This is a genomic window from Ruegeria sp. AB5 (assembly GCF_056542645.1).
On the sequence record NZ_JBQGAE010000008.1, the window covers coordinates 76,173 to 101,662 of the forward strand.

The following is a 25,490-nucleotide window of genomic DNA, read 5'->3' on the forward strand; positions in this document are numbered from 1 at the left end:
CAGGCAGGCCCAGGCTTCATTCACACATTCCCCGTGTGCAGGTGAATCTGTTTCCAGATCGCAATCTCGTCGTATAGCGTGAATTCGCGGCGCAATCCCCAAGGGCCGAATTCGGCCTGCGACATTCCCATGACATGAACGCGGGCGCCACTGGGGCGTCCAAAAACGCCCCAGCCATCATGAACGCCATCCAACGACCACCGGATCGACGCGCGAGGAGACATCATGTCGCCGTCCATGCCGATCTGGTGGTGGATCTTGAAGACCGCGTTCGGAAACGATGATCGAAGCCCGACCCAGAACTGGCACACTGCTTCGCGTCCAAGCGCCTGCCGAGAACCTGCGTATTCGCCGATCACAGCCCGGTCAAATTGTGCGAGGATGTGATTGAAATCCGTGTTCATGATCCGGGTGAGTGCATCGGCATAAGCCGCGCCCCATTCATTGTCGTTGCCAGTTCCGTGATACCCACCGTCTACATCGGCTTCGGGCAGAAACGGTTTGCTAGCATTCTCTGCACCGCCTTCGGCTGCGATGAGCTGACGCGCAAACTGCTCGGGGTCCATCCCCAGTTGACGTACGATACCGCCGTAATCGCGCACCAGCCATTCGTCATAGATCGTCTCGCCCTTGGCCGCGCAATCGGCAATCACCCGGGCGGTCCAGCGCTTGCCGGTTGCCGGACCGAACAAACCGTCCTGCGAATGGGTCGCCGTGGAAATGATGCGATGGGAGGACAGGTATCCGTGTTCATCAGAATTGGACCAGATGACGTCTTCACCCAGAAGCTGGCGATCGGGAAACTCATTGCAAGTGGCCAAGGTGGCGGCGATGACCGTCTGATTGCCGATGGAAATACCCATCGGTGTTCGAACCGGGATGTCCGGCGCGTAGTAACGGTTAAGAGTCTCGGCCCCCCGATCTTCCCAGATTTCCTTGGTGATACCCAAGATGTAGTCCGGAAAGTCCTTCCACTTTTTCGCGTATGTCATTGAGTGAAACCTTTTGGTTTTTTGGCCGATCCCCTGATCTTCAGCGGGCCGGGTATCTGGATACGTTCCGATGCGGAACCCCGTTCGATTCTGGCCAGCAAAATGTCCACCGTGGCGTTGACCATCTTCTTTATCGGCTGGCGGATGGTGGTCAGGTCATAGGCAGGCCAGGCTGAGATTGGGACATCGTCGTAGCCTACGACACTGACATCCCCGGGCACTGACAGACCCAGTTCAAAGCGCAACGTATCCATCACCGCAAAGGCCATGTGGTCGTTTCCCACGAATATCGCATCTGGGCGGTCTTTGCTGCAGCACAGCTTCCGCGTGATGGTGGACGCATCATCCTGGCTGTATCTTCCATCTTCGATAGCGATGGGTTCGATTCCGTGTTCCTTGAGCCCGTCGACAAAACCACGCATTCTGTCCACTCCGGTAGAGGACCCTTGCCAGCCGGAAATATGCGCGATTTTCCGATGGCCGCCTGCCGCAAGGAAATTCGCAACCGTACGCCCACCTGTCACATTGTCAGAGGTCACCTGCGCAAGGTTGCCGGTCTTGTGGCCGCGGTTGAACATTACAACAGGGATACCTGCATCATCGCAGCGCTTGGCAATATCGTTGGACATGTCGACCGAGGCTGTCACGATCCCGTCCACCTGATAGGACATCAATTCTTCGACGATCTGTCCGACATTGTCGTCGTTCTGCGCCATGAACAGCAGGATGTGGTAGCCGCGATCTTTCAGGGCGTAGTCCAGATACTCCAACGCCATCGGGTAAAACTGGTTTTCCAGGTAGGCGACTACAACGCCGATGACGCGGCTTTTGCCGGTGATCATGGCCCGGGCCAGCGTGTTTGGCCGATACCCGAGATCTTCGGCGGCTTTCATAACCTTGTTGCGGGTTGCTGCCGAGGCCGAGGCACCGGGTGTAAAGACACGGCTGACGGCGGATTGGCTTACCCCCGCCACCCGTGCCACGTCCAATGATGTTACCTTGTCCGCCATCAGTCCGCCGTCCATCCGCCGTCGACCAAAAGGGATGTCCCCGTGACAAGGCTGGACGCGTCCGATGCCAGATAGACCACGGCCCCTGTGATATCGCCTAGCTCGCCAATGCGGCCCAGCTTAATCTTTTCTTCGATCCACGCGCGGCGCTCGGGATTGGAGAAGGTTTGTTCGGTCAAAGGTGTGCGGATGAATGTTGGTGCTATCGTGTTGACGCGGATCGCATGCGGGCCCCATTCAATCGCCATTGCCTTGGTGAACCCTTCGACCGCATGCTTGGTGCCGCAATAAACGGCCCGGTCAATCCCGCCGACCTGACCCATTTGGCTGGTGATATTGATCAAACTTCCCGGCTTGCCGCTTGCAACCAGTCCGCTGGCCACGGCACGGGTCAAGAAATATGCGCCCCTGAAATTCAGTTGATTGACGGCATCAAAGTCGTCCTCGGTGGTTTCAAGGCTTGGGGAATGCCGTGCCAGCCCTGCCGAATTGACGAGGATGTCATAAGGTCCGCTGTTCGAAATTGCCGCTTCGGTCGCGGCAACGTTGGCGACATCCAGGGTAAGCGTTTGAGTGGCCCAATCATGATCCGCGAATTCTTTGGCCAGTGCAGTCAGTCTTTCCGATGACCGCGCCGCCAGTGTCACGTTGGCCCCCTGCGCCGCCAGAGCAGAGGCGCAGGCCAACCCGATCCCGGACGTTGCGCCCGCAACAAGTGCACGTTTGCCCGTCAGGCTGAAATTGGGTGGCGGTGGAAAGGTCATCAGGTATCTCCGACAGGGTAGGGGACGCGTCCGGGAACCCGGGCCTTGTTGAATTCGCGCACCCTGCGGAAAACGTCCACCCCCAATTGCCTGTACGCATCCAGCAGATCGACCATGACCCAATTCTCGCGGATACGCCCGTCTTCCAATCTCCAGAAATCCAGACTGCGCATCGTGATACGCCTGTTGGATGGCGCGATACCCATCCAGCCGTCATCGGTGACGGTCTGGATCATGTCGGGCCAACCGGTGACGGCCACATACGGCCCATCCCCGAAAAAGTGATACGTGATCTCGTCCAGGTACGCACCGCGATCAGGCATTGCAGATAAAAAGGGGATCTGGTGCCAGTTGCGAAACCCGCGGATACCTCGGCTTGTGCCGATGCCAGCCGGCCCGTACCAGTTCATTGTCTCATGCCAAAAGCGCGGCATTTCCATGACCTCGGGGCCGCCTTGCGAGGGGTGGCGTTTCATGTGCTCCAGCATGTCTACCACCAGCGCGCGGCTGGCATCACTCTGAACGTCATCGCGTGGCGCACGGCTGAGGCCATCGCCGGATGCCGGGCCGGGGACAAAGATTTCGGCCCCGAGTGAGGGCGCCATGGGCCATGCCCCAACCTGCATCATCACTTCGGGAAGATCCCAGATCATCTGCATCTCGACAATCTTTCCGTCCACGAAGCGGTAGTACTCGTGAAACCGCATGTGGACGAGATGCCCGGACGGGGGAATGTCCAGAAACGGACCGGCAAAGGTGCCGACATAGTGGCCGCCGCATCCGACCCAATCCGCGCCATGGTCATCCTTACCGGCCATGACGATCCAATCGCGCCGCTCGACATCCGGCCATGCGTCCCGCAGCGGGGCAAGAACGTTCCGGTAGAAAGTCTGCGGTCCAGACAGATCGCCAAAGGGGTGGCAGCAGTGAAAAACCGCATCCGGTGCGCATATGCGGTCCAACTCTTGCTGAACCGCAGTTTCGCTCCAGTCATAAAGCACCTTGCGCAGGGGAGAGAGCCGTTCGCGATTGGTGTCATGAATGCTGGTCATAGGTTTGGTCCGGGTTCACTCGGCGGCTTCATGCGGCATCACTGCCTGACCATAGGGAACGTTGCGGCCGCCATAGCGGCGCACACGGATGTTGCATTGCTCGGCATGCCCGACAAACCCCTCAAGCATGCATAGGCGCGACCCGTATTCTCCGATCAGCGCCGCAGCGTCGTCCGAGGTAACTCTTTGATAGCTGTGGGTTTTCAGGAATTTCCCGACCCATAGACCGCCCGTATAGCGCCCGGCCCTTTTTGTCGGCAGGGTATGGTTCGTTCCAATGACCTTGTCGCCGTTGGCAACATTTGTCCGCGGCCCCAAAAACAGCGCGCCGTACGAATGCATGTTGTCCAGATACCAGTCGTCCCGGTCGGTCATGATCTGTACATGCTCATACGCCATGTCATTTGCGACATCGAGCATCTGATCATGTGTTTCGCACAAGATGATGTCGCCGTAGTCCTGCCAAGAGGCAGAGGCGGTTTCCCGCGTCGGAAGCACCTCTAGCAGACGTTCGATCTCGGCCATTGTGCCTTCTGCAAGGCTTCGGGAATTGGTGACAAGGCAAGCGGGTGAATTGTACCCGTGTTCTGCCTGCCCGAGCAGATCGGTGGCACAAAGCTCGGCGTCGACAGTATCATCGGCAATCACCATCGTTTCGGTTGGACCGGCAAACAGATCGATACCCACACGACCAAACAGTTGACGTTTGGCTTCTGCAACAAACGCGTTTCCCGGGCCGACAATCATGTGAACGGGGTCGATTGTTTCGGTACCGATGGCCATTGCGCCAACGGCCTGTATGCCACCCAGAACATATATTTCGTGGGCGCCACCCATGTGCATCGCAGCCACGATGGCCGGATGTGGTGCTCCGTCTACCGGCGGGGCCGAGGCGACGATCCGGGGCACACCCGCGACCTGAGCTGTCAGGACCGACATATGCGCAGATGCGACCATGGGAAACTTACCGCCAGGAACGTAACAGCCGACGGATTGGACCGGGATGTTCTTGTGCCCAAGGATCACACCGGGCACGGTTTCGACCTCGATATCCGTCATCGAGGCGCGCTGCGCCTCTGCAAAGTGACGAATCTGGCTTTGGGCGAATTTGATATCTTCCATATCGCGGGCCGAGACTTTTTGCATCGCGGCTTCGATTTCCGAGGGGCTGAGGCGGAACGCGGACGGGCTGTAGCCGTCGAATTTCTCGCTAAGTGCGCGTACGGCGGCATCGCCGTTTGCTTCGATATCTGCCAAAGTCGTCTCGACAATCTTGCGGACCTTCGCGTCGTCTTCGGCGCGGGCTTCGGCGGGTTTGCCGGACTTCAGATATTGAATCGTCATATCAGCCTCCTAGGCTGCGGGGTTATTGCTATGGTCAAACGGAGCCTCGCGTCCCCAGCCCCTGCCACAAAACACGTCGCCGCCCAGTTGTTCGACAATGCTGGCAAAATCGACACGGACGATGTTTTCGGCGATCTTGGTGCCTTCGATCCGCCAGAAATCAATATAAGGAATACGGATTTTCTGGCCGGTGGCCTTGATCCCCATAAAGTCGCGTTCCAGCGTGGCGAAACATGCGCCGAAACAGGCCGCCCAGTCACCGGTCTGCATGAAATGCGGGCTGACGAAGTCGCGGTTCCCGAAATGGTCGCGGAAGGGTTCGTACCAGCCGCTCTCGAATTCGCCGAGCCCGTGTTTCAAGCCACAACCGTAGTTGGCGTCCCAGACGAAATCATCGTGGAAGAACTCGGACACATCCACATCCGAGCGCTGCAATGCGGCCTCCATCGCCTGCACCACCTTGAGCGGCTCGGCTGTGGCGCCCTCGCCTTGCTTGCCGCGCCACAACCGGGGCGTGGGCGGGTCGAGCCTGTCCCAGCCCTTGCCCCCGAATACGTCCCAACCAAGCTGGGCTGCGACCGCGGCCAAGTCTACACTGACCTTGTTATAGGCAATACGCCCGTCGCGGATCTGCCAAAAATCGATATAGGGCACGCGCAGAGGTCGGCCCGTTGCCGCAATCCCCATGAAATCGCCCGCATGGGTGGCGTGGCAGGTCCCGATGCAAGCCGCCCAATCACCATCCTCTAGCCAGATCGTCGTGTCGAAACGGCAGTTGCCAAAAGCCACATGGAAGGGCCGCCGCCAATTTTCCTCGAAGTCCTGCAGCCCGGTCTTGCGCCCGCAGCCGGCATTGCCATCCCAGATGAAATCTTCGTGGAACCAAGGCGACAAATCGGGTTCGGACCGTCCCAGAGCCAGTTCCATGTCCTGTACAAGATCGAGAACCGCGCCCACTACACTGCTCCTTGCGGTTGGGGGGGCATTGCGTCACCGCGGTCGTAAGCCTCCCAGCCTTTGCCCGCGAAAACGTCATGACCCAGTTGCGACAAAACATGCGGAAAATCTACCATGACCCAGTTGTCGACGATCTTGCCGTCAACAACCTTCCAGAAATCCATATAGCGAATCTCAACCCGTTGGCCTGTGGGCGCGATCCCCATGAACTCGCCCGAATGGGTGGCCTCTTGCCGCCCGAAGGCTGCCGCCCATTCACCCATGTAAAGCCGGGCCTCGTCGACGCAGACCTTGTCCGAGAAAGCAGCCTGAAAGGGGCGTTGCCAATTGTCCTGAAACTCTTTCAGCCCGGTTTTGGTTCCGCAGCCGAAATTGCCCATCCACCGAAAGCCACTTGCAAAAAAATCTCCGATGTCGTCGATGCGGTGGTCGTTCAGCCCATCGACCATCGACTCGATCACCGCACGGGTGTCGGCGGTCTTGGTCTGATCGGTATCGCGGCTGAGTATGGCTTGTTCAGGCCTGGAGCCTTTCATCTCGCCGTCTCCTTGTCGTTTTCATAAGTTGACACAGCGCGCCAGTCCGGCGCGTCCGAAATCGGGCGCACAGATGCGCGCCCGTAGTCTAATTTCATCCCGATCTAATCCAGCCTTTCACCGGAGGTCGCATCGAAGATGTGGCAAACTGAAGGCGGTATGTTCACGGCAATCCTGTCGCCAATCTCTGCCCGGTAATCCTTTGCCGCACGGATCGACGCGATTGTGCCGCCCAGGCGCATTGTCACAATCGTCGCATCACCCAACAATTCGAGCGCGTACAACGGTGCCGCGGAGGACGCGCCAGAATCGATCACCGCGTCCTCCGCACGGAATCCAAGCGTGACATCCCCCTCATAGGTGCTGGACAGACCGCTGATACTGACATTTTCGCCCGTGAATGTGCCGCCGGACAGATGACCTTCCAAAAGGTTCATCGCGGGGCTGCCAATGAACCCGGCAACAAATGTGTTGGCCGGCGTATCGTAGATTTCTGTCGGCGTGCCGACCTGCTGCACAATGCCCTTGTTCATTACAACCACCCTGTCCGCCAGGGTCATCGCTTCGATCTGGTCGTGGGTCACGTAGATCGTGGTGACTTGTAGCTCGTGACTTAGATTCTTGATCTGGTGCCGCGTCGATACCCGGAGTTTCGCGTCGAGATTAGACAGCGGTTCATCCATCAGAAAGACGTTGGGTTCACGGACAATCGCACGGGCCAAAGCGACGCGCTGGCGCTGACCGCCCGACAACTCGGCCGGGCGACGATGCATGAATTCGGTCAGCTCAACCATCTCGGCGGCGCGCTTGACGCGTTCGTCATGGGATGCGGGGTCCGATTTGCGAACTTTCAGCGGAAATCGGATGTTCTCATACACATTCAAATTCGGATAAAGCGCATAGCTTTGAAACACCATCGCTACATCCCGATCCTTTGGATCCAGATTGTTGACCACTTGACCGTCAATGATGATCTCGCCGTCGGAAATGTCTTCCAGTCCTGCGATCATGCGCATCGTCGTCGTCTTGCCGCAACCTGACGGGCCCAGCAGAACAAGAAACTCTTTATCTGCGATTGTCAGATCAAAATTGTGAACCCCGACAAACGAGCCCCATCGCTTTGAAATGTTCTTCAGCTGTATCTCGGCCATCGCTGATCCATTGCTTGCATGCGTTCCCAAAATAAACTGTCAGCGAATCTGAAAATTTGCAAGAGAAACTTGACGTACCATAAAGAGAGTTGTGCTCGTGAGATAGTTAAAACATTGATAAAATGTAATAAATGTAATGATTATTGTTAAATACAAGAAATTCTTGTCACGTAGTTTTATTTCGGCATAATAGTGAAAGCGAATGCATAAATAGCCAGAATGGCAGTCATTTAGCCAAAGCAGGTCCAGGCCTGCAAACCAGGGTCCAACCGGAGGGTTCTCAATATGTCCATAATGAAAAGCTTTGCGACCAGCGCCGCCGCGATGCTGATGGCAACTGCAGCTTTTGCAGAGTGCGAAATCAGCAGCGGAAACGTAAATGTGCTGGCGAATGATTTCCCGGCGCTGAAAGCGATCACATCTACGGCCGCAGAGTGCACAGGCGGCGTCACGGTGGCTGCCAACCACAATAAAGACTTCCGCAACTTTACGGTTCAGGCGTTGACCGCAGACCCGGCCGAGTACACATCGGTCATTGTTGCCAATTCCTCTATCGTGCCGTTGCTGAACGAGGGTCTGGTTCGACCGCTGGATGATCTGGTTGCCAAGCACGGTCAAAATCTCAAGAAAAACCAGTTGATCACGATTGACGGCAAGATCATGGCGATTGCGTTCATGGCGAATGCGCAGCATTTGTTTTTGCGTCAGGACATTCTGGACCAGGTGGGTAAACCTGTTCCGACAAGCTGGGAAGAGGTCATAGAAACCGGCCAGGCGATCAAGGATGCCGGTATCATGGACCATCCCTTTGCCTTCCTCAGCATGTCTGACTGGAACCTGGGCGAGGAATTCGTGAACATGTATCTCGGCCATGGGGGTGAGTTCTTTAAGCCCGGAACGGCCGAGCCTGCGGTGAACAACGAAATCGGAGTCGCGACGCTCAACAAGCTGAAGGAACTTGTAGCGCTGTCGAACCCGGACTTCCTGACGTACAACACCGCGACCGTAGTTCCGATCTGGAAATCTGGCAATCTGGCAATCGCCCAGCTTTGGGGCTCAAGCGCTGGCGAACTTCTGAGCGGTGAAGGTGCGGAAGAAGGTGTTGCGGAAAACACCGTTCTGGCAGGGGCGCCGACCGTTGCGGGCGGTTCACTTCCGTCATCGTCCTTGTGGTGGGACGGATTCACCATTGCCAAGAACATCTCGGACGAAGATGCTGAGGCAACGTTCCTTGCGATGTTGCATGGTACCTCGGACAAGATGGTCGAAGCCAACAACGATGCAGCGGTCTGGTTGATGGAGTCTTACCAGCCGGGACCCGCAGCTGAAGGTATTGCAGCAACTGCAGCAGCGGGGGCGGATCCCTATCCGATGCTTCCCTACATGGGATTGCTGCATCAGGCGTTCTTTGAGGAGCTGCCGGATTTCCTGCAAGGCAATGAGAGTGCAGAGCAAACTCTGTCCGACATCGAGGCCGCGTACATAGCAGCCGCAAAAGAAGCCGGCTATCTCTGATGCCGATAACCGGGGCCGCCTATGCCACCCCGGTTTTTCAATCACTGTGAAGTTGACCCAGGTACCTTGTCATGAAACATCGCACCTTTTTCTGGTTCATCCTTCCTTCATTGGCCGCGATGATCCTGTTCATTGCGCTACCTATTGTTTCGGTTGCAATACAGTCGCTGTTCGTCGAGCACGAGCAGATCATGGTCGAGGTCGAAAACTGCGGCCCATTCAAATGCGAAACGGTTTTGCAGGTCGACAATGAGGCGACTTCCGCGTTGCGTGAACAAGCGCCATTGGGTCGGTTCAACGGGTTAGGAACCTATACGAACCGAAAACATCTCGCGTTTGAACAGGTCGGAGAATCCTGGAATACAACCCAGACCTGGGGCGCGTTCATATCAGAATTGTTGAACCTGCCGTTTTACAAGGCCCTGATCTTTACCCTGACCTATACCGCCGTTGTAACACCGTTTGTCATCGTATTGGGGTTGGGCGTCGCATTGGCGGTCAACACCTTGCCGCGCGTGGTAAAAGGGCCGACGATTTTCGTATCCCTGCTGCCTATGATCGTAACGCCATTGATCGGTGCATTGATCTTGTTCTGGATGGTCGATGCGGATGGTATCATCGGAGCCACGTTGCAGAGAATCTTCAACGATCCCAACCTCTCACTCAAAGCGTCGACGCCGCTGACATGGATCATGCTGATTGTGTATGGCATCTGGAGTTCAACGCCCTTCAGTTTTGTCGTTTTTTACGCAGGTCTTCAAACCGTTCCGTCAGAAACGCTCGAGGCCGCCAAAATCGACGGCGCGTCGCGCTGGCAAGCCATTCGATACGTGGTTGTTCCCTACATGATGCCTCTGGTGGTGTTCATCACTTTGATGCAGCTCATGGATAACTTCCGGGTGCTGGAACCCATCGTCAGTTTCCAGGCGTCGGCCAAGGCGACATCACTGTCCTTCATCATCTACAACGACCTGCGTGGCGGCGACATTCCGCAGTTCGGGTCAGCTGGTGCCACCTCGATCCTGACAATCCTCGGTGTTGCAGTCCTGTTGACACCTGTCCTGCTCCGCACATGGCGGGACTTTAACAGAAAGAGGGCCTGATCATGTCAACATCTGTAGCCAACAGACGTTCCAGCGCACTGATTTGGTTCACCACAAGCTTTGTCGTGTTGTGGGTTCTGATCGCCGCCGGTCCGTTTCTCTGGACGTTGTGGGGATCGTTCAAGGTGCAACCGGACTTCTTTTCGAAGGCGGACTGGACCAACGCGCTGTATGGTGTGGTGACCAAGGCAGAAACAGGCAGCGCTTTTACAGGGGCGGGGTACTATGGCGCCTGGGTCGAACAGGGATTTTGGCGCAATTCGATCAATACCGCGATCGTGGTGTTTTTTACGGTCATAATCTCGCTGACTCTCGGTACATTGGGTGGCTATGCGCTAGCGCGGTCAGGGTTTCGCTATGCCTTTTGGCTCTTGATGTTGGCGCTGATTTTCCGGGCCATGCCGCATGTCACATTGGTATCGGGTTATCTGTTGCCGTTCTTTGAATGGAACATCTGGGGCAAGCTCAGCACAACGATTGTCGTTCTTGTGGCGATCAACCAGCCGTTCACGCTCTGGATGCTGCATTCATTCTTTTTGAACATTCCAAAGGACATGGATGAAAGCGCCATGGTCGATGGCTGTACGCGGTTTCAGGCGTTTCGCTATGTCATTATTCCGGTGATGTGGCCGGGCGTGATTACGACGGGTCTGTTCAGCTTTTTGCTGGCCTATAACGACTTTACCGTTACCGCCGTCCTGCTGAATTCCGAAAACCAGACAATGGTCCCAAAAATCGCCAGCTTCCTTGGTACCGTGCGCGAAACGGGGGACGTCATGTTTGCAGTCGGCGCCGCGGTCAGCGCGATGGTGCCGCTGTTTTTCCTTGTGCTGTTCTTCCAGCGGCAGATTGTCAGCGGCCTGACGGCAGGAGCTGTCAAAGGATAGTCATGAAGAAAATTCCAACCACGTTGTTCTGAACAGGAGAGAACATGTCACGGACTTATGGGGCGGCGCAGCCACTTGCGCGGCGACACATGCCTGCGGGCTATGATGTCTCATTTCGAGAGTATTCAAACAATCGGGCGGTGCGGATCCCCGAGGACTTTGGTCCGAAACAGGAGCTTCGCGGTTTTGATCCAGACTATGCCAATATCGTGGACTACATCGTCCGGATCACCCATCGGATCTGGGAATCCGATCCGCCGCAGGTCGAATACATCGCCGATTGCTATGGGCCAAGCTCGCTGATCTATGACGACTATGGGTTACAGACAGGTAACAAGAAAATCATTGCCGACACCCATCACACAACCGGAGCCTTTCCGGACATCGTTCTGGACGCTGAAGAGATCATCTGGGCGGGCGACGATGAGGTCGGGTTTCACACGTCGCATCTGACCCGGATCATTGGCACCAATATCGGTCCCAGCCGATACGGGCCGGCCACGGGCAAGAAGGTCAGTGTATTGGTCATCGCCAATTGCGTGGCGCTTGAGAACGATATCTTTCTGGAGCATGTGCTCTACAACACATCGGCAATGCTGCAACAACTGGGTATTGATCTGTGGGATGAAGCGGACCGCCTTGCCGCAGATCCGCCCCCGGGGTGGCCACGCAATCAGAAAACCTGGGACGACTTGCGTCGATCTGCGGCTCCAGTCCAGGCCCTTTCGATTGCTGAACCGGAAGATGGGTTCGACCCCGACGCGTTTGCACGTCGCCTGCACGACAATATCTGGAACGGCGACCTGAGTGTGGTTGACACCGACTATACACCGGATCTGCCCTTTGAGGGCACCACGGACCGTCAGTTTTCGGGGCGTTGCGCGTACAAGGAGTATGTCAAAGGCCTGCGCGCTGCATTTCCGGATCTCGTCCTGCAGGTCGACGAAGTGTATTGGATGGGCAACGACGAAGATGGATGGCTGATATCAACGCGATGGAGTGCAGAGGGTACCCATGCGGGTGAATCAGAAATGTATCGTGCCGCTACCAACGCTGCCTGCCAAATCTGGGGCATCACCCAGTGGCGGGTCAAAGATGGGCGCGTCGAGCAAGAATGGCAGCTGTTCAACGAGCTCGACCTGATGATGCAGATCGCGAAAGCCCGCCGAAACGCCGCTTGAGACATTTTTAAATCCGCCGGTTTTGATCGGCGGACCCACCCACAACCCAAGAGAAAGAACACATGTCGGATTTTCAATCTGCCAAAGCCCTGGTGCTGAATTATTTCGATGCTCTCAACGAGGATCCGGTTGCCGCCGCAAAGAGGTATTTTGCCCCGGATGCAGTGTGGCGCGGCTATCATCCGTTCCACGAAATCCACAATCCCGTCGAAGTAGCCGAACGGTTCTGGATACCTCTGCAAAACAGTTTGCGGCGAATGCAGAGACGGCTCGATATCTTCATGGCTGGTGACAACCACCTTGAGGCCGGCGGGGTCTGGGTCGCGTCTATGGGGCACTTGATGGGCCTGTTCGATGCACCGTGGCTGGACATCCCGCACACCAACAAGATCGCCATGCTGCGTTATGCCGAGTTCCATCGCGTGGAAGGAGATAAAATCACCGACACGGCGATGTTCTTCGACATTCCTCATCTGGCGGCTCAGGCGGGTTTGCGATTGTTCGCCTCTCAAACCGGAGCGCAGTTGGTTCAACCCGGGCCGATGACCCATACCGGTGTCATGTTTGACGCTCAGGACCCGGAAGAAGGCCGTCGCACACTGGGCGCGATTGAATTCATGATCAACGATATCCGAGACTGGAAAGGTCGCGAGGAACTTGGCCTTGAGGAAGAACTGCCGCGTAGCTGGAATGACGACATGATCTGGTGGGGCCCTACCGGTATCGGCGCGGCATACACGATTGAACGCTACATCAAGCAGCATTCCGGTCCGTTCCGAGACGGATTGGCAGACCGCCATTTCAATGGTCACATCGCACGCATCGCCGAGGGCGAGTTTGGCGGTTTCTTCGGCTGGCCGAACCTGACCCTCAGGCCTTCAGGGGGGTTCATGGGCATGCCGGCAACCGGCAAGCTCAGCGATATGCGCGTGATCGACATGTATCGCCGATCCGGCGACAAGCTGACTGAGAATTGGATTTTTATCGACCTGCTTCATTTCTGGAACCAGCAGGGCGTCGATATTCTGTCGCGCATCCCCTATATGCGTGGCTAGCCTGGCCGCTCGGCCAGCAAGGCAGGCGCCGTTTCTCCCCTCGGCGTCTGCACTGCGTTTCACGGGTGCTGACCCTCAAACCTGTTCTATCTCAGACGGCTCCCCTGATCTTTGACCCGCCGTATCGGGATCGAAGATTCAATAGAAGCAACACCCGGTATCTTTGTCAGGCGGCCCGTCAAAAACAGTTCAAACTCGTTCAGGTCGGAAACGGCTACGCGCAGCAAATAGTCAAAACTGCCGGTCATTAGCCAGCAATCGACCACTTCGGACAGGTTTCGGACGCTGCTCTCGAATTGTTCAAGCTGACGGTCGATTTGCTTGTCGAGGCGAACGGAAATGAACACGCTGAAGCCAAAGCCCATCTTCGCCTCGTCAATCCGTGCGCCGTAGCCTTTGATAACCCCGTCCGTTTCCAGTTTTCGAATTCGTCGCGCACACGGGGATGGCGACAATCCGACATGGTCGCCAAGTTCCTGATGAGACATGCGCGCGTCAATCAGAAGTTCTTTTAGAATGCGTTGGTCGATTTTGTCCATTCTGGTCATTTCATTGGTGAAATCAGGCTTTAGAATTACAAACTACGAGAATATCCGTCAAGATTTGCGCAAAGATTGCTGAATTTAGCGGCATCGCGCGCACCGAATTCGTTATGATGTGGGAAAGGAGAAGACCATGGCAACAGACGCGCATCATCTAAAGGTTATTGAGAAGCAATTGTTGTGGCTGTCGCATTGGATGATCCATCATGCAAATCATGTCCGCCCAAAGAAGGACGGGATCAAAGTTGGCGGTCACCAGGCGTCATCTGCGTCGATGGTCTCGATCATGACGGCTTTGTATTTTTCAGCGCTCAAGCCGTCAGATCGCGTCGCTGTCAAACCTCACGCTTCTCCGGTGTTCCATGCAATTCAATATCTTATGGGCAATCTCGCGGTCGAGAGGATGAAAAACTTTCGTGGCTACGGGGGCGTGCAATCCTACCCCAGTCGGACCAAGGATGTCGATGATGTGGATTTCTCGACCGGGTCAGTTGGCTTGGGTGTCGCCATCACGTCGTTTGCATCCATTGTCCAGGATTTCATCCATGCCAAATCGTGGGGGAAGGATGCACCGATGGGCCGTATGGTCGCTCTGGTCGGGGACGCCGAGCTGGATGAGGGCAATGTTTACGAAGCGTTGCAGGAAGGGTGGAAGAACGATCTGCGCAACACCTGGTGGATCATTGATTACAACCGCCAGTCTTTGGATGGAATTGTTCGTGAAGGCCTGTTTGAACGCATCGAGAAGATCTTTGACGCGTTTGGGTGGGATGTTGTGCGGATCAAGCACGGTGTCCTGCAACGCGCTGCGTTCGCGGAACCGGGCGGGGATCGGTTGCGGGACTGGATCGATGCCTGTCCCAATCAGGAATATTCCGCCCTGACCTTTATGGGCGGGTCGGTTTGGCGCAATCGCCTAATGGAGGATCTGGGCGATCAGGGTGATGTGAGCGCGTTGATCGACAGACGCAGTGACGCGGAATTGGCGGCTCTGATGGAAAATCTAGGCGGGAATTGCACCGAAACGATGGCCCGGACCTTTGCCGCGATTGATCACGACAGGCCAACCTGTTTTCTCGCCTACACGATCAAAGGCTGGGGCACGCCCATTGCCGGTCACAAGGACAACCACGGCGGATTGATGAACAACAGCCAATTCAGTCAATGGCAGTCCGATATGGGCGTCGCGACGGGCAATGAATGGGATCCTTTTGCAACTGTTGATGATGCGGAGGAATTGAAGGACTTTCTCTCGACAGTGCCGTTCTTTTCGATGGGAACGCGCCGGTTTGCGGCCGCACGCCTCGACGTGCCAAACATCGGTGTCGACACCAGCCAGGTGATCTCAACCCAAGCGGCGTTTGGCAAAATTCTGGATGAACTGGCAAAAGGCAGAACTGCGCTATCCGACCGGATCCTGACAACCTCGCCGGACGTGACGGGAACGACCAGCCTGGGCCCGTGGGTCAACCGCCGCAAACTGTTCGCACGATCCGAACAACCGGACGCGTTTATCGAACATCGCATTCCGTCGACGGCAAAATGGGAATTTGTTCCTGAAGGGCAGCACATCGAACTTGGGATTGCCGAAATGAACCTGATGCTTCTTCTGGGCGCGGCCGGTTTGTCTCATTCGCTGTTTGGCGAGCGGCTGATCCCGATCGGAACCGTCTACGACCCGTTCGTGTGTCGCGGACTCGATGCGCTGAACTACGCTTGCTATCAGGATGCACGGTTCATTCTGGTTGGTACGCCCTCGGGTGTCACACTGGCACCCGAGGGCGGCGCACATCAGTCTGTGGGAACGCCCCTCATCGGGATGAGCCAGGACGGGTTGGCATCCTTCGAACCTGCATTCGCAGATGAATTGGCGGTGATCATGGAATGGGCGTTTGACTACATCCAGCGCGACGGTGAGGGTCAACCTGACGAGCGTACATGGCTACGCGATGAAACCGGAGGCTCGGTTTATCTGCGCCTGACCACCAACCCGATCGAACAGCCCGGAAAGCGTGTTGACGATGACTTCCGTCGCGGGGCGATCGACGGTGCCTATTGGTTGCGAAAGCCCGGACCAAACTGCGAAATCGTCATCGCCTATCAGGGCGCTGTTGCGGCCGAAGCCATCGCCGCAGCCGGTATGATTGCCGAAGACCGTCGCGACGTTGGTGTCTTGGCTGTAACTTCCGCAGATCGGCTGAATGCGGGTTGGACAGCGGCCCAGAGGGAACGTTCGCGCGGCGCTGCCCAAGCTCAGAGCCACGTCGAACAGCTGCTTGGCGATTTGCCTGCACACTGCACGCTATTGACCGTGCTCGATGGGCACCCGGCAACGCTCAGCTGGTTGGGATCGGTCATCGGTCATCGGGCGATCCCATTGGGTGTCGAGCATTTTGGACAAACGGGATCAATACGCGATCTCTACCGGCATTTTGGCATTGATGGGTCCTCAATAGTTCAGGCAATCGGTACTCTGACTTGTGGTCGTGCCCTTTTGTGAAAAGAGTCTGCATTTGAAATCCCGAGATGATTTTTTCGACTGTGTGAATGCGTATTCACAATGCCGTTGAATACGCATTCATGTTGACCTAAGGTAATCCAATAGTCGCAAATCAATCGGGAGGAAGAGATGCGAAAACGGTCATTTTTGAAGGCTGGAGTAGCGCTTGCCGCGATGGTGATTGCGCCGCTTGCCGCGTCATCCCAAGAGACGTCATACAACCTCTTGGATGGAAAGCCATACGAAGGAACCAAACTCAATATCCTGAGCGTTGTAACGCCACAGTTTGACGGTCTAATGTTGCGGGACAATGAGTTCACCGAGCTTACGGGCATCGAGACAGAGTGGACGTTCATCCCGTTCGCGTCACTGCAAGAGAAGATCAACGCCGAAGGCATTGCCGCAAACGGGGCGTTCGACGTTGTCAACTATCTGGACAGCTGGGGTCCGCCAAATGCGCATTGGCTGATGCCTATTGACGAACTTATGGCCCGTGACGGGATTTCCATGGATCGCTACCCGGCCGCGTTTGCCCGGTCGGCTCAGTTCGAAGGCAAAACCCTCGGGTTCCCGCTGCGTGCGCATCCTCAGGTGCTTTTCTACCGCAAAGACCTGATCCCCAACCCGCCGACATCCTGGGAAGAAATCGCCGCGATGAACGAGACTTGGACGAATGACGACATGTCTCCTATTGCGCTCTACTACAACAACGATGGAAACCGGCAGGCGCTCTTTATCTGGTTGAACTTCCTTTGGGGTGCGGGCGAAGACGTGTTCAACGAGGATGGAACAGCAGGCTGGACGACCGAGGCAGCCCTGAAAGCGACCGAGGACTATGTCGCGCTGCTTACCGAACACGGTGTTGCCAACCCGAACTCGGTTGCATTTGTGGAACAAGATGCCCGTCAGTCCTTTATGCAAGGCAAATCGGCGATGATCCCTGGCTGGTGGTGGTTCTATTCCGCCTTTTTGAACCCTGAGACATCCACGCTCACCAAAGACCAGGTTGGGTTCGTCGGAATGCCATCATACACAGGTGTGACTAAAACATATGCGATTTCGATGCCGTTTGCGATTTCTGAGTACTCTGAAAACAAGGACGCTGCGTGGGAATTCCTGAAATGGCTGTCAAACCCCGAGATGGATAAGGCCAACGCGACCGAACGCGAGGTTGGTGGACAGAAGATCGTCAACAATGTGGTGACGCACATTTCTTCGTTGACCGATGATTCAGTGAATGCGGCCAATGACGGGATTCAGATGGCGGCCTGGGAATCACTCAAGGAGTCCGACATCATGCCTCAGATTCCCGAGTGGCCTGAGGTGGGTGACATTTTGTCGGCAGCAATCGCTGAAGCTGCCGCTGGTGGTGACACCCGGCAGCTGATGCTGGATGCCGCAGAGCAATCCAACCGCGTGCTACGCCGGGCCGGACGCATCGACTGACCACCCCCGTCAGAGCCAGTTTTTGGCTCGGCAGAACTGCGAACCATCCTGCCCTGTCGCAGGGTGGTTCCCTTTGAGGATATTCTCCTATGCGGGACGACACGCTCAAGTATCTATTGGTTCTTCCGGCAATTCTGGTCGTGTTTGCCACCGCAGTTTGGCCTCTGGTCGAAAGTCTACGGCTGAGCTTTACCGTTGGACGGTTGAATCGACCGGGCTCTTTGGACCAGTACATTGGGTTTGAGAATTATACGTGGGCGTTCTTGTACGAACCTGCGTTCTGGAATTCGGTTTGGGTAACGGCGATCTATACACTTCTGACCGTTTCTCTCACCACATTGCTGGCGCTGGGACTTGCGATGTTGCTTGCACCGGGCGGGAAGTTCCGGTCGGGCGTGCAGACACTGCTGATCCTCCCATTTGCCATGAGCCCTGCTTTGATCGGCGTCAGCTTTCGGTTCATGTTCAATCCGGAATTCGGATTGTTCGATGCGTTTTTTGGAGTCCTCATTCCACCGCTGGCAGATGTCAGCTGGCTCGCAAATCCGATATTGGCTTTTGCCGTATGCGTGATGGCGGACGTGTGGGGCTGGATACCGTTCCTGACGCTTGTGTTGATCGGCGGGCTGGCAAGCGTCCCTCGGGATACGATCGAGGCTGCACAGGTCGACGGGGCGTCTGGCTGGCGGGTTTTTAGGGACGTGACGCTTCCGCAACTGGCTCCGGTTTTGGCGGTTGTCATAATCCTCAAATCCATTTTCAGCCTGAAGACCTTCGATCAGATTTTCATGCTGACAAACGGAGGTCCGGGCACCGCCACGCAAACGCTCAGCCACTACATCTACTTCAACGGCATGAAGTACGGCCAAATTGGATATGCTGCATCTGTTGCCTGGTTGATGGTTATTCCAATGATTTTCCTCACCTACGCCTACGCAAAATTCGTTTTCCGGAAAGGTTGAGCCAATGACGGGGAAACAGAGAAAGCAGGTGGCAAACGCAGTTCAGGTTGTGCTGATTTTCATCGCAATTCTGGTGATGTTGGTACCGATTGCATGGATTTTCATGGCCGCATTCAAGAACCATATCGATGTGTTCCAGCTAAAGCTGTTTTTCACCCCAACCTTCGAGAACTTTGGAGCTGTTTTTGAGGCGCCTTACAATTTGGGAGACAAGCTTTTCAATTCGACGGTTGTCGCCTTCGTGACCGTCGTTTTTGCCATCCCAATTGCGACCATGGCGGCCTATTCGTTCAGCCGTTTCAGGCTGCGTGGGGAAACAGCGATGCTGGTCGTGATTCTGGCCACACAATTCGTCCCGGCGGTCGTTATCATATTGCCATTCTTCGTCATGTTTCGCGACGTCGGTCTGCTGGACACAAGGCTGGGGCTGATCCTCGTCAACCTCGCCATCGTGATGCCTTTTGCGATCTGGATGATCAAAGGCTTCATTGATGGCATTCCCATGGACACCGAAGAGGCGGCGATGGTGGACGGCTCTTCGCGGCTTCAGGTCATTCGAAACATCGTTCTGCCCATGGCGGCGCCAGGACTGCTGACCGCAGGCATCTTCTGTTTCATCATCGCATGGAACGAATTTCTGTTTGCCCTGATCCTGACCAACAAGAACGCGGTGACACTTCCTATCGGTCTGGCTTTGTTCAAGGCGGAAGAGGGAGATTTGTGGAACCTTCTGAGCGCCGCTGGGATAATCATCATGCTGCCGATGTTTGTGCTGGCTCTGATCATCCGGAAATACTTTGTACAAGGCATGACCATGGGGGCCGTACGCTGATGGCAGAAGTGAAACTGAACAACCTGACAAAGCGTTGGGGCGACTTCGTCGGCGTCGACAACCAATCGTTGCAGATTCAGGACAAGGAATTCCTTGTCCTGCTGGGCCCATCCGGCTGCGGAAAAACGACGACCATGCGGATGATCGCCGGATTGGAAGACCCAACCGCCGGAGAGATCTGGATTGGTGATCGTATGGTCAACGATGACCTGCCAAAGGACCGGGACATTGCAATGGTGTTCCAGAACTACGGTCTTTACCCGCACATGACCATCTTCGACAACATCGCGTATCCCCTGAAAGTGCGTGGAACGCCCAAGAACGAGATTGAACCAAGGGTGCAAAGAGCGGCTGAGCAAGTTGAATTGGTCGATTTCCTTCATCGCAAGCCCAAGGCCCTGTCGGGAGGTCAGCGCCAACGTGTGGCCCTGGCGCGCGCAATTGTTCGCACGCCCAAGGTGTTCTTGATGGACGAACCGCTGTCAAATCTCGATGCCAAGCTGCGTGTCACGATGCGGGCCGAGCTGAAACACCTCAGCCGGGAACTGAAAATCACGACGATCTACGTCACCCATGACCAGATCGAGGCCATGACACTGGCTGATCGAGTTGCAGTTATGAAGAACGGCATCATTCAACAGCTCGGCACGCCTGACGAGATTTACAACGACCCGGCAAACCTGTTTGTGGCCGGTTTCATCGGCTCTCCGGCGATGAACCTGATCAACGGTTCGATTTCAAACGGGTATTTTGTGACGACGGGTGGCACCAGCCTGATCCGGGTCGATGCAGAAGAGCGGTCCAGTGTTGTTCTGGGTGTCCGGGCCGACGACATGCGTGTGTCTGACCCCGGTCAGGGGGGTATGGATGTACGCATCTACGCCTTTGAGAATACGGGCGAAGCAACGCTTTTGACCGTCCAATGGGGGCAGCAGCGGGTGATCGCAAAAGGGGACCGTCATCTTCGCAAAGAGCAGGATGACATCGTTTCCATTTCACTGAATCCTGATCACCTGTACCTTTTCGATCCCGAGACGGGCACCCGGATCAGGACTTAACGCCATGTTGGTCCAGTACCTGAAACAAGAGGGATCGAAGCGTTGATACCAAAGCAGTTTCCATCTTCAGCAAAGGGCGGCACCAGAACCGGCCAACAACACGGAAGCAAAGGGAAAGGATGAGCGAGATACGTGTAACGGCGGCGCAAGTTGCGAAATTGGCAGGTGTCAGTCAGCCAACGGTCAGCCGCGTCTTTACGCCGGGAACCTCGGTTTCCCCGGACAAAGCCATGCGAGTCCGCGAGGCCGCGCGAGAGCTTGGCTATATGCCGAATACGCTTGCCCGGTCCCTGAACTCGGGCCGGTCCTACACAATCGGGATCGTTCTCGCGTATCTCAAGAATCCGTTTTATCCGGAGGCCCTGCAAAAGTTCTCGGAACGTCTGAGCGAGCGCGGCTATCACGTGATGGTGTTCTTTGCCGCCAACCTCGCCGAAGAGGTGGATGGGGTCGTGGACGGCCTGATCGCGCATCAAGTCGATGGCATCATTCTTGCCTCGGCCAGTATGTCAAACGAACTGACAAGCCGGCTGCGCGAGTTGAATATGCCTTTTGTGTTGTTCAACCGCGGGCAGGAGGACAGCTCGCTTCCGTCTGTCACCGCGGCGAACTACGAAGGCGGACGGACTGCCGGGCGCTTTCTGGCTGCAGGTGGTCATCGACGGATTGCCCATATCGCAGGCTGGCAGAAATCTCTGAACGGTCGGGACCGACAAGCTGGTTTCATTGCCGGTCTGGCGGAATTCGGATTGGAACCATTTGCTATAAAGGACAGCCACTTTCGGCGGGCAATGGCCATTGACGCCACGCGCGAGCTATTTTCGGGTGCCGTGGTGCCGGATGCGATTTTTGTAGGAAACGACCACATGGCCTTTGCGGTTCTCGAGACGTTGCGATGCGAGTTGAACTTGCGCGTTCCCGAGGACGTTTCGGTCGTTGGATATGACGATGTGGCAATGTCGGCCTGGAAGCTGTTCGACCTGACAACCCTCCGCCAGCCGGCGAACCTTATGGTCGAGGAAAGCGTCAGGGTTTTGCTCGGTATGATCGAAAACGGCACCGTGCCAAACGGTCGGCTTGAGATTGAAAGCAAGCTCATGATCCGAGGCAGCGCTCGTGTTCCCGAAAACTGGCCTCGGGACAACTGTGGCAACGAAACGCACGCAAATCAGGAGTAACTCAATGATTTCGCTAGAACAAATGGAACAGCGCATCGTCAGGTATGGCGCATTGGTCCCGTGCAAAACTGCATTTATTGACGCTCATACACCCGGCTCTGATCAGAAAGAGAATTTCACCATAATCGGCGGCGGGGTTTCCGAAAGTCCCGATCAGCACGTCCATATCCGCGAAACCCCCGGCTTCAACATTGGTGCAGCAGGGCAACCTCCGCGATGCAAGAACTCGCTACACGACCACAATACGGCCGAAGCCTTCTTTGTTCTGAAGGGTCGTTGGCGTTTCTTTTGGGGGCGCTGGGGCGACGCTGGTGAAGTGACGCTGGAGGAAGGTGACATCTTCAATATTCCCACCGGCATCTTTCGCGGATTTGAGAACGTGGGAACGGATTACGGGATGATCATGGCTTTTCTGGGGGGCGACGACGCGGGCGGCGGAGTTCTGTGGGCGCCGCAAGTGATCGAAGAAGCCGCCGATCATGGATTGGTATTGGGCGAAAACGGCACGCTCTATGACACAAAAAGAGGGGAAGACCTGCCGCACAATGTCTCGCCCATGAAATTGATGCCAGAAGACGAGCTGGCCAAACGCGGTGAGCCAACGACTGCGGAGGTGGTGCCCAACTATGTGGCACGCTACTGGGATTTGATGGCATTGGCCGACAAACAGCCAGCCAAGGTAATTGGTCCCGATGCAAAGCTGCGCGATCGCCCCGGCTTTGAAGTGGATTTCATAACGCGTGGGTCTATTTCCGACGAACCCTATGTCTGCAACGTTCCAGAAGTGCTTATGCCAGTCCGTGGCCACTGGCGGTTGGCCTGGGATGGCGGTGAAACGGTTCTGGCGCCTGGCGACACCTGTCTGGTGCCCGAAAACATGCCGCGTTCGCTGCGCCCATCCATGACGGGCGAGACCAGCATGTACCGAGTGCGTCGCACAGATGATCCGGCAGGTAAAACGATGCCACTGACGTAGTGGGACAAGTTGACCTTGGCCCGGTTCGGCAGGGCGGATCGCTTGCTGCAAGGTTTTGTAGTCGCGGACTGTGCCGCGCCTGAGCCTGCGAAAACGGTGAAAATTCCAAACACATGAGAGATGTTTGACCAAAACTCATAAACAAGGTGCTGAATAGATGACCGAGAATGCAATACCAGATGACTTGTTGGCTCTGCTGCGGACAGTCGATACGCCTACGGTCTGCAATGCAATCGAAGTGGCCCAAGGCAAGCGCGGGTTCAATCGCTTTACACGGGGCACGATGCACCATTCAAAGCCCGGCGATCCTGCGACGGTAGGTTTCGCGCGGACCGCCAAAATATCCGGTCTGGCACCGCCGACTGAATCCGCCGAAATCATTCGCGCCCGGCGTCTGGACTATTTTCGTTCGATGGCATCCGGCGACGGCCCGACAGCTGCTGTTGTTGAAGATGTTGACTATCCCAATTGCATTGCCGGCTGGTGGGGCGAAGTGCATGTCGCCGTTCACAAGGGGCTTGGGCTTGCCGGTGCAGTCACCAACGGTGTCATGCGTGATCTTGACGTGATGGACGACGGGTTTCCTGTTCTGGCGGGCTCAATCGGGCCCAGTCACGGTTTTGTTCATGTGGTCGAAATTGGAACGCCCGTGACCATCAAGGGAATGCGCGTCGCGCAAGATGAACTCATCCACGCGGACCGTCATGGCGCGCTTGTCATACCGGCGGATGTCATTCCTGACCTCAAGAGAGCCATTGAGACCGTGATAGCCAGCGAGGCCATCGTGCTTGGGCCTGCGCGCGAGCCGGGTTTTGATATTCACAAACTGGAAGAGGCGTGGGTCAAGTTCGAGAAGGCAAGAACCTGAGAGACCCAGACGCCCACCCAAAGGCCCTAAATGTAGCCGCAGAGCGGACCTTTGCCATGATCGCTTCAATACGACTGCAGTGTGCGACAAACTTACCTTTAGAGGTTGTACGTGGCACGACCGTTTTGCGCCAATCTCGGCGATTAGAAAATCCATGAGTACCCGCACTTTGGGGGATAGCACGTTGGACTTGGAATACATCAACCACAAGGCATTCTCTTCCGCAGCCTCAAAATTCGGCAGAACCCGCATCAACCGGCCTGATTTCAGTTGGTCATGCACGCTCCATAGCGCATTCAAGGAAATACCGGACCCGGCCAGCGTGGCACCGACCTGGCTTTGGCCGTCATCGACAATCAATTGACCTTTGGCCGACGCGGGGTCGAAAACGGCTTTCTCGCCTGCCGGTCCTGTCAACGAGCGCGGGTTGGCGATGAGGTGTATGGCTGCGTTGGAGGTTTCATGGACCTACCGGGCTCTCTGGCAGAGTACATCAATGCGGATGCTCGCCTGATTGCACACAAACCCGAGACGCTGAGCATGCGGGAGGCCGCCGCGCTGCCTCTCTGCGGTTTCACTGCCAACGAAGGGCTGACTCGCGCCGGTCTTGGAATAGGGCAAACCGTTCTAATTCAGGGTGGCGCTGGTGGCGTTGGCCATGTCGCCGTACAAATCGCCTGCCACTTTAGTGCAACCGTGTCTGCAATAGGTCTTAATCCTGATCAATTGGCTCTGATCGAAAGGCTGGGCGCGCGTCCCTAGGACTTTACAATGCACAAGGTGGCAGACTACGTGGCCAATCACACCGGTGAAGTGGGCTTTGATGTGGTGTTTGACAGCGTGTGTGCCCCAAACATGACGAACTCGTTCGAAGCCGCCAAGCTCAATAGCCATGTCGCTTCAACAGTTGCATTGGTCGAGATCGATTTGACGCCTGCACATTTCAAAGGCCTGTTCCTGCACCTCGTCTTCATGTTGATCCCGATGATGCACGACGTAGGGAGACAAACCCATGGTGACGTCCTGAAGACACTGGCTGATCAGGTGAATGCGGGCGGGCTCAAACCAATTGTTGACGAACAGATGTTCGGGTGGACTGATGTCGGCACGGCTCATGCGCATCTGGCGAATGGAGCTGCGACGGGGAAAGTCGTTGCAGAGCTGTGATCTGATCCGACTGGGATTGGCGCGCAGTCGTGGTCTTGCGCGCCGACTCTAGGTCTGTTCGAAAATCGCCAAGTCCAGTTCCAGTAACTCTCCCATCCAAAGCGCGTGGTCGCGGTGATCGGCCAGGTGGTTGCCTGTTTCGGGATGGGTAAAGACCGTCAGACCCTGCCGGTTCAGCAACAGCCATGGAATGACCTGATCGAACGCATCGGCAGCAAAACCCAGTTGGCAACTCCAACGCGGGTGCGGACCAACATTTCGAGCGTGCATTCGACCCATCTGCACGGGAAAGAGGCGAGCGGCCTCTTCGCATATCTGTCGCGCAGTGTCCTGGGTGTCGGCGTCGAAATAGACATGGGCGTGATAGCCAGTGATCTCAGACATCGGGACCTCATTTCTTGAACGCCGTTATCC

25 protein-coding genes and 1 pseudogene are annotated in these 25,490 nt (G+C 56.1%); 15 read left to right on the plus strand and 11 right to left on the minus strand.

What is annotated here, in order from left to right:
- Positions 1–20 precede the first annotated feature (20 nt).
- The 8 genes from ACR0L4_RS14760 to ACR0L4_RS14795 all read right to left on the minus strand — a co-directional run bounded on the left by ACR0L4_RS14760 (position 21) and on the right by ACR0L4_RS14795 (position 7,806).
- Complete coding sequence (locus ACR0L4_RS14760) at positions 21–992, minus strand: nuclear transport factor 2 family protein (RefSeq protein WP_480513791.1); 972 nt, start codon at positions 990–992, stop codon at positions 21–23.
- Positions 989–2,005 (minus strand): LacI family DNA-binding transcriptional regulator, encoded by a 1,017-nt coding sequence (locus tag ACR0L4_RS14765; protein ID WP_480513979.1) that lies wholly within the window; start codon positions 2,003–2,005, stop codon positions 989–991. The genes ACR0L4_RS14760 and ACR0L4_RS14765 overlap by 4 nt, the downstream gene beginning before the upstream one ends.
- Positions 2,002–2,766: an SDR family NAD(P)-dependent oxidoreductase gene (locus tag ACR0L4_RS14770; protein ID WP_480513793.1), complete on the minus strand. Its 765-nt coding sequence runs from the start codon at positions 2,764–2,766 to the stop codon at positions 2,002–2,004. Before ACR0L4_RS14770 ends, ACR0L4_RS14765 begins: the two co-directional genes overlap by 4 nt.
- On the minus strand, positions 2,766–3,818 hold the full coding sequence (locus tag ACR0L4_RS14775) for an ester cyclase (protein ID WP_480513795.1): 1,053 nt from the start codon (positions 3,816–3,818) through the stop codon (positions 2,766–2,768). The genes ACR0L4_RS14770 and ACR0L4_RS14775 overlap by 1 nt, the downstream gene beginning before the upstream one ends.
- A 15-nt stretch (positions 3,819–3,833) precedes the next feature.
- The gene (gene hisD, locus ACR0L4_RS14780; protein ID WP_480513797.1) at positions 3,834–5,162 is read right to left on the minus strand and encodes a histidinol dehydrogenase; all 1,329 of its coding nucleotides are present in this window, start codon (positions 5,160–5,162) and stop codon (positions 3,834–3,836) included.
- A 9-nt stretch (positions 5,163–5,171) separates the two neighbouring features.
- Positions 5,172–6,119 (minus strand): ester cyclase, encoded by a 948-nt coding sequence (locus ACR0L4_RS14785; protein WP_480513799.1) that lies wholly within the window; start codon positions 6,117–6,119, stop codon positions 5,172–5,174.
- Positions 6,119–6,655, minus strand: a complete 537-nt coding sequence (locus ACR0L4_RS14790) for an ester cyclase (RefSeq protein WP_480513801.1) — start codon at positions 6,653–6,655, stop codon at positions 6,119–6,121. The genes ACR0L4_RS14785 and ACR0L4_RS14790 overlap by 1 nt, the downstream gene beginning before the upstream one ends.
- Before the next feature lie 104 nt (positions 6,656–6,759).
- Positions 6,760–7,806 carry an ABC transporter ATP-binding protein gene (locus ACR0L4_RS14795; protein ID WP_170752408.1) on the minus strand — a complete coding sequence of 349 codons (1,047 nt, stop codon included), beginning with the start codon at positions 7,804–7,806 and terminating at the stop codon, positions 6,760–6,762.
- A 285-nt stretch (positions 7,807–8,091) separates the two neighbouring features.
- On the opposite strand from ACR0L4_RS14795, the gene ACR0L4_RS14800 reads away from it, so the two are divergent.
- From ACR0L4_RS14800 to ACR0L4_RS14820, 5 genes are all read left to right on the plus strand, one after another.
- The gene (locus tag ACR0L4_RS14800) at positions 8,092–9,321 is read left to right on the plus strand and encodes an ABC transporter substrate-binding protein (protein WP_480513804.1); all 1,230 of its coding nucleotides are present in this window, start codon (positions 8,092–8,094) and stop codon (positions 9,319–9,321) included.
- A 71-nt stretch (positions 9,322–9,392) separates the two neighbouring features.
- A complete protein-coding gene (locus tag ACR0L4_RS14805; RefSeq protein ID WP_170752404.1) occupies positions 9,393–10,424 on the plus strand; it encodes a carbohydrate ABC transporter permease in 1,032 nt (343 codons plus the stop codon).
- Between the two features lie 2 nt (positions 10,425–10,426).
- A complete protein-coding gene (locus ACR0L4_RS14810) occupies positions 10,427–11,311 on the plus strand; it encodes a carbohydrate ABC transporter permease (protein ID WP_480513806.1) in 885 nt (294 codons plus the stop codon).
- Positions 11,312–11,355: 44 nt separating this feature from the next.
- Positions 11,356–12,492, plus strand: coding sequence for a nuclear transport factor 2 family protein (locus tag ACR0L4_RS14815; RefSeq protein ID WP_480513808.1), 1,137 nt, complete (start codon positions 11,356–11,358; stop codon positions 12,490–12,492).
- A gap of 62 nt (positions 12,493–12,554) precedes the next feature.
- Entirely contained in the window at positions 12,555–13,547 is a 993-nt protein-coding gene (locus tag ACR0L4_RS14820) for a nuclear transport factor 2 family protein (protein WP_170752397.1), read from the plus strand.
- Positions 13,548–13,633: 86 nt separating this feature from the next.
- Here ACR0L4_RS14820 and ACR0L4_RS14825 read toward each other — a convergent pair whose 3' ends face one another.
- Positions 13,634–14,086 carry an Lrp/AsnC family transcriptional regulator gene (locus tag ACR0L4_RS14825; RefSeq protein ID WP_170752395.1) on the minus strand — a complete coding sequence of 151 codons (453 nt, stop codon included), beginning with the start codon at positions 14,084–14,086 and terminating at the stop codon, positions 13,634–13,636.
- A 136-nt stretch (positions 14,087–14,222) separates the two neighbouring features.
- Between ACR0L4_RS14825 and ACR0L4_RS14830 the strand changes: the two genes are divergently transcribed.
- The 8 genes from ACR0L4_RS14830 to ACR0L4_RS14865 all read left to right on the plus strand — a co-directional run bounded on the left by ACR0L4_RS14830 (position 14,223) and on the right by ACR0L4_RS14865 (position 23,909).
- A complete protein-coding gene (locus ACR0L4_RS14830; protein ID WP_480513811.1) occupies positions 14,223–16,589 on the plus strand; it encodes a 1-deoxy-D-xylulose-5-phosphate synthase N-terminal domain-containing protein in 2,367 nt (788 codons plus the stop codon).
- 129 nt (positions 16,590–16,718) lie between these two features.
- Positions 16,719–18,035, plus strand: a complete 1,317-nt coding sequence (locus tag ACR0L4_RS14835; protein WP_170752391.1) for an ABC transporter substrate-binding protein — start codon at positions 16,719–16,721, stop codon at positions 18,033–18,035.
- A gap of 89 nt (positions 18,036–18,124) precedes the next feature.
- Positions 18,125–18,997 carry a carbohydrate ABC transporter permease gene (locus tag ACR0L4_RS14840; RefSeq protein ID WP_170752389.1) on the plus strand — a complete coding sequence of 291 codons (873 nt, stop codon included), beginning with the start codon at positions 18,125–18,127 and terminating at the stop codon, positions 18,995–18,997.
- Positions 18,998–19,025: 28 nt separating this feature from the next.
- Positions 19,026–19,829: a carbohydrate ABC transporter permease gene (locus tag ACR0L4_RS14845; RefSeq protein WP_480513814.1), complete on the plus strand. Its 804-nt coding sequence runs from the start codon at positions 19,026–19,028 to the stop codon at positions 19,827–19,829.
- The gene (locus tag ACR0L4_RS14850) at positions 19,829–20,887 is read left to right on the plus strand and encodes an ABC transporter ATP-binding protein (protein ID WP_480513816.1); all 1,059 of its coding nucleotides are present in this window, start codon (positions 19,829–19,831) and stop codon (positions 20,885–20,887) included. The genes ACR0L4_RS14845 and ACR0L4_RS14850 overlap by 1 nt, the downstream gene beginning before the upstream one ends.
- Before the next feature lie 119 nt (positions 20,888–21,006).
- Positions 21,007–22,065 carry a LacI family DNA-binding transcriptional regulator gene (locus tag ACR0L4_RS14855; protein WP_480513818.1) on the plus strand — a complete coding sequence of 353 codons (1,059 nt, stop codon included), beginning with the start codon at positions 21,007–21,009 and terminating at the stop codon, positions 22,063–22,065.
- Positions 22,066–22,069: 4 nt separating this feature from the next.
- Positions 22,070–23,041: a cupin domain-containing protein gene (locus ACR0L4_RS14860; protein ID WP_480513820.1), complete on the plus strand. Its 972-nt coding sequence runs from the start codon at positions 22,070–22,072 to the stop codon at positions 23,039–23,041.
- Between the two features lie 157 nt (positions 23,042–23,198).
- Entirely contained in the window at positions 23,199–23,909 is a 711-nt protein-coding gene (locus ACR0L4_RS14865) for an RraA family protein (protein ID WP_480513822.1), read from the plus strand.
- A gap of 150 nt (positions 23,910–24,059) precedes the next feature.
- Here ACR0L4_RS14865 and ACR0L4_RS14870 read toward each other — a convergent pair.
- Positions 24,060–24,326, minus strand: a pseudogene (locus tag ACR0L4_RS14870) (LysR substrate-binding domain-containing protein); the annotation flags it as partial.
- 45 nt (positions 24,327–24,371) lie between these two features.
- Here ACR0L4_RS14870 and ACR0L4_RS14875 point away from each other — a divergent pair.
- Together ACR0L4_RS14875 and ACR0L4_RS14880 are read left to right on the plus strand one after the other, a co-directional pair.
- Entirely contained in the window at positions 24,372–24,671 is a 300-nt protein-coding gene (locus ACR0L4_RS14875; RefSeq protein WP_480513824.1) for a hypothetical protein, read from the plus strand.
- Between the two features lie 9 nt (positions 24,672–24,680).
- Complete coding sequence (locus ACR0L4_RS14880; protein WP_480513826.1) at positions 24,681–25,076, plus strand: zinc-binding dehydrogenase; 396 nt, start codon at positions 24,681–24,683, stop codon at positions 25,074–25,076.
- A gap of 48 nt (positions 25,077–25,124) precedes the next feature.
- On the opposite strand, the gene ACR0L4_RS14885 is transcribed toward ACR0L4_RS14880, so the two are convergent.
- Entirely contained in the window at positions 25,125–25,460 is a 336-nt protein-coding gene (locus ACR0L4_RS14885) for a DOPA 4,5-dioxygenase family protein (protein WP_480513828.1), read from the minus strand.
- Positions 25,461–25,490: the final 30 nt, after the last annotated feature.

What these genes read in the sequence shown, in the direction of transcription:
- ACR0L4_RS14825 (WP_170752395.1), bottom strand. Translation starts at nt 14,086, where the DNA reads ATGGACAAAATCGACCAACGCATTCTAAAAGAACTTCTGATTGACGCG.
- ACR0L4_RS14860 (WP_480513820.1), top strand. Translation starts at nt 22,070, where the DNA reads ATGATTTCGCTAGAACAAATGGAACAGCGCATCGTCAGGTATGGCGCA.
- ACR0L4_RS14865 (WP_480513822.1), top strand. Translation starts at nt 23,199, where the DNA reads ATGACCGAGAATGCAATACCAGATGACTTGTTGGCTCTGCTGCGGACA.
- ACR0L4_RS14770 (WP_480513793.1), bottom strand. Translation starts at nt 2,766, where the DNA reads ATGACCTTTCCACCGCCACCCAATTTCAGCCTGACGGGCAAACGTGCA.
- ACR0L4_RS14810 (WP_480513806.1), top strand. Translation starts at nt 10,427, where the DNA reads ATGTCAACATCTGTAGCCAACAGACGTTCCAGCGCACTGATTTGGTTC.
- ACR0L4_RS14830 (WP_480513811.1), top strand. Translation starts at nt 14,223, where the DNA reads ATGGCAACAGACGCGCATCATCTAAAGGTTATTGAGAAGCAATTGTTG.
- ACR0L4_RS14800 (WP_480513804.1), top strand. Translation starts at nt 8,092, where the DNA reads ATGTCCATAATGAAAAGCTTTGCGACCAGCGCCGCCGCGATGCTGATG.
- ACR0L4_RS14820 (WP_170752397.1), top strand. Translation starts at nt 12,555, where the DNA reads ATGTCGGATTTTCAATCTGCCAAAGCCCTGGTGCTGAATTATTTCGAT.
- ACR0L4_RS14790 (WP_480513801.1), bottom strand. Translation starts at nt 6,655, where the DNA reads ATGAAAGGCTCCAGGCCTGAACAAGCCATACTCAGCCGCGATACCGAT.
- ACR0L4_RS14875 (WP_480513824.1), top strand. Translation starts at nt 24,372, where the DNA reads ATGGACCTACCGGGCTCTCTGGCAGAGTACATCAATGCGGATGCTCGC.
- ACR0L4_RS14775 (WP_480513795.1), bottom strand. Translation starts at nt 3,818, where the DNA reads ATGACCAGCATTCATGACACCAATCGCGAACGGCTCTCTCCCCTGCGC.
- ACR0L4_RS14805 (WP_170752404.1), top strand. Translation starts at nt 9,393, where the DNA reads ATGAAACATCGCACCTTTTTCTGGTTCATCCTTCCTTCATTGGCCGCG.
- ACR0L4_RS14885 (WP_480513828.1), bottom strand. Translation starts at nt 25,460, where the DNA reads ATGTCTGAGATCACTGGCTATCACGCCCATGTCTATTTCGACGCCGAC.
- hisD (WP_480513797.1), bottom strand. Translation starts at nt 5,162, where the DNA reads ATGACGATTCAATATCTGAAGTCCGGCAAACCCGCCGAAGCCCGCGCC.
- ACR0L4_RS14880 (WP_480513826.1), top strand. Translation starts at nt 24,681, where the DNA reads ATGCACAAGGTGGCAGACTACGTGGCCAATCACACCGGTGAAGTGGGC.
- ACR0L4_RS14855 (WP_480513818.1), top strand. Translation starts at nt 21,007, where the DNA reads ATGAGCGAGATACGTGTAACGGCGGCGCAAGTTGCGAAATTGGCAGGT.
- ACR0L4_RS14835 (WP_170752391.1), top strand. Translation starts at nt 16,719, where the DNA reads ATGCGAAAACGGTCATTTTTGAAGGCTGGAGTAGCGCTTGCCGCGATG.
- ACR0L4_RS14815 (WP_480513808.1), top strand. Translation starts at nt 11,356, where the DNA reads ATGTCACGGACTTATGGGGCGGCGCAGCCACTTGCGCGGCGACACATG.
- ACR0L4_RS14840 (WP_170752389.1), top strand. Translation starts at nt 18,125, where the DNA reads ATGCGGGACGACACGCTCAAGTATCTATTGGTTCTTCCGGCAATTCTG.
- ACR0L4_RS14850 (WP_480513816.1), top strand. Translation starts at nt 19,829, where the DNA reads ATGGCAGAAGTGAAACTGAACAACCTGACAAAGCGTTGGGGCGACTTC.
- ACR0L4_RS14795 (WP_170752408.1), bottom strand. Translation starts at nt 7,806, where the DNA reads ATGGCCGAGATACAGCTGAAGAACATTTCAAAGCGATGGGGCTCGTTT.
- ACR0L4_RS14760 (WP_480513791.1), bottom strand. Translation starts at nt 992, where the DNA reads ATGACATACGCGAAAAAGTGGAAGGACTTTCCGGACTACATCTTGGGT.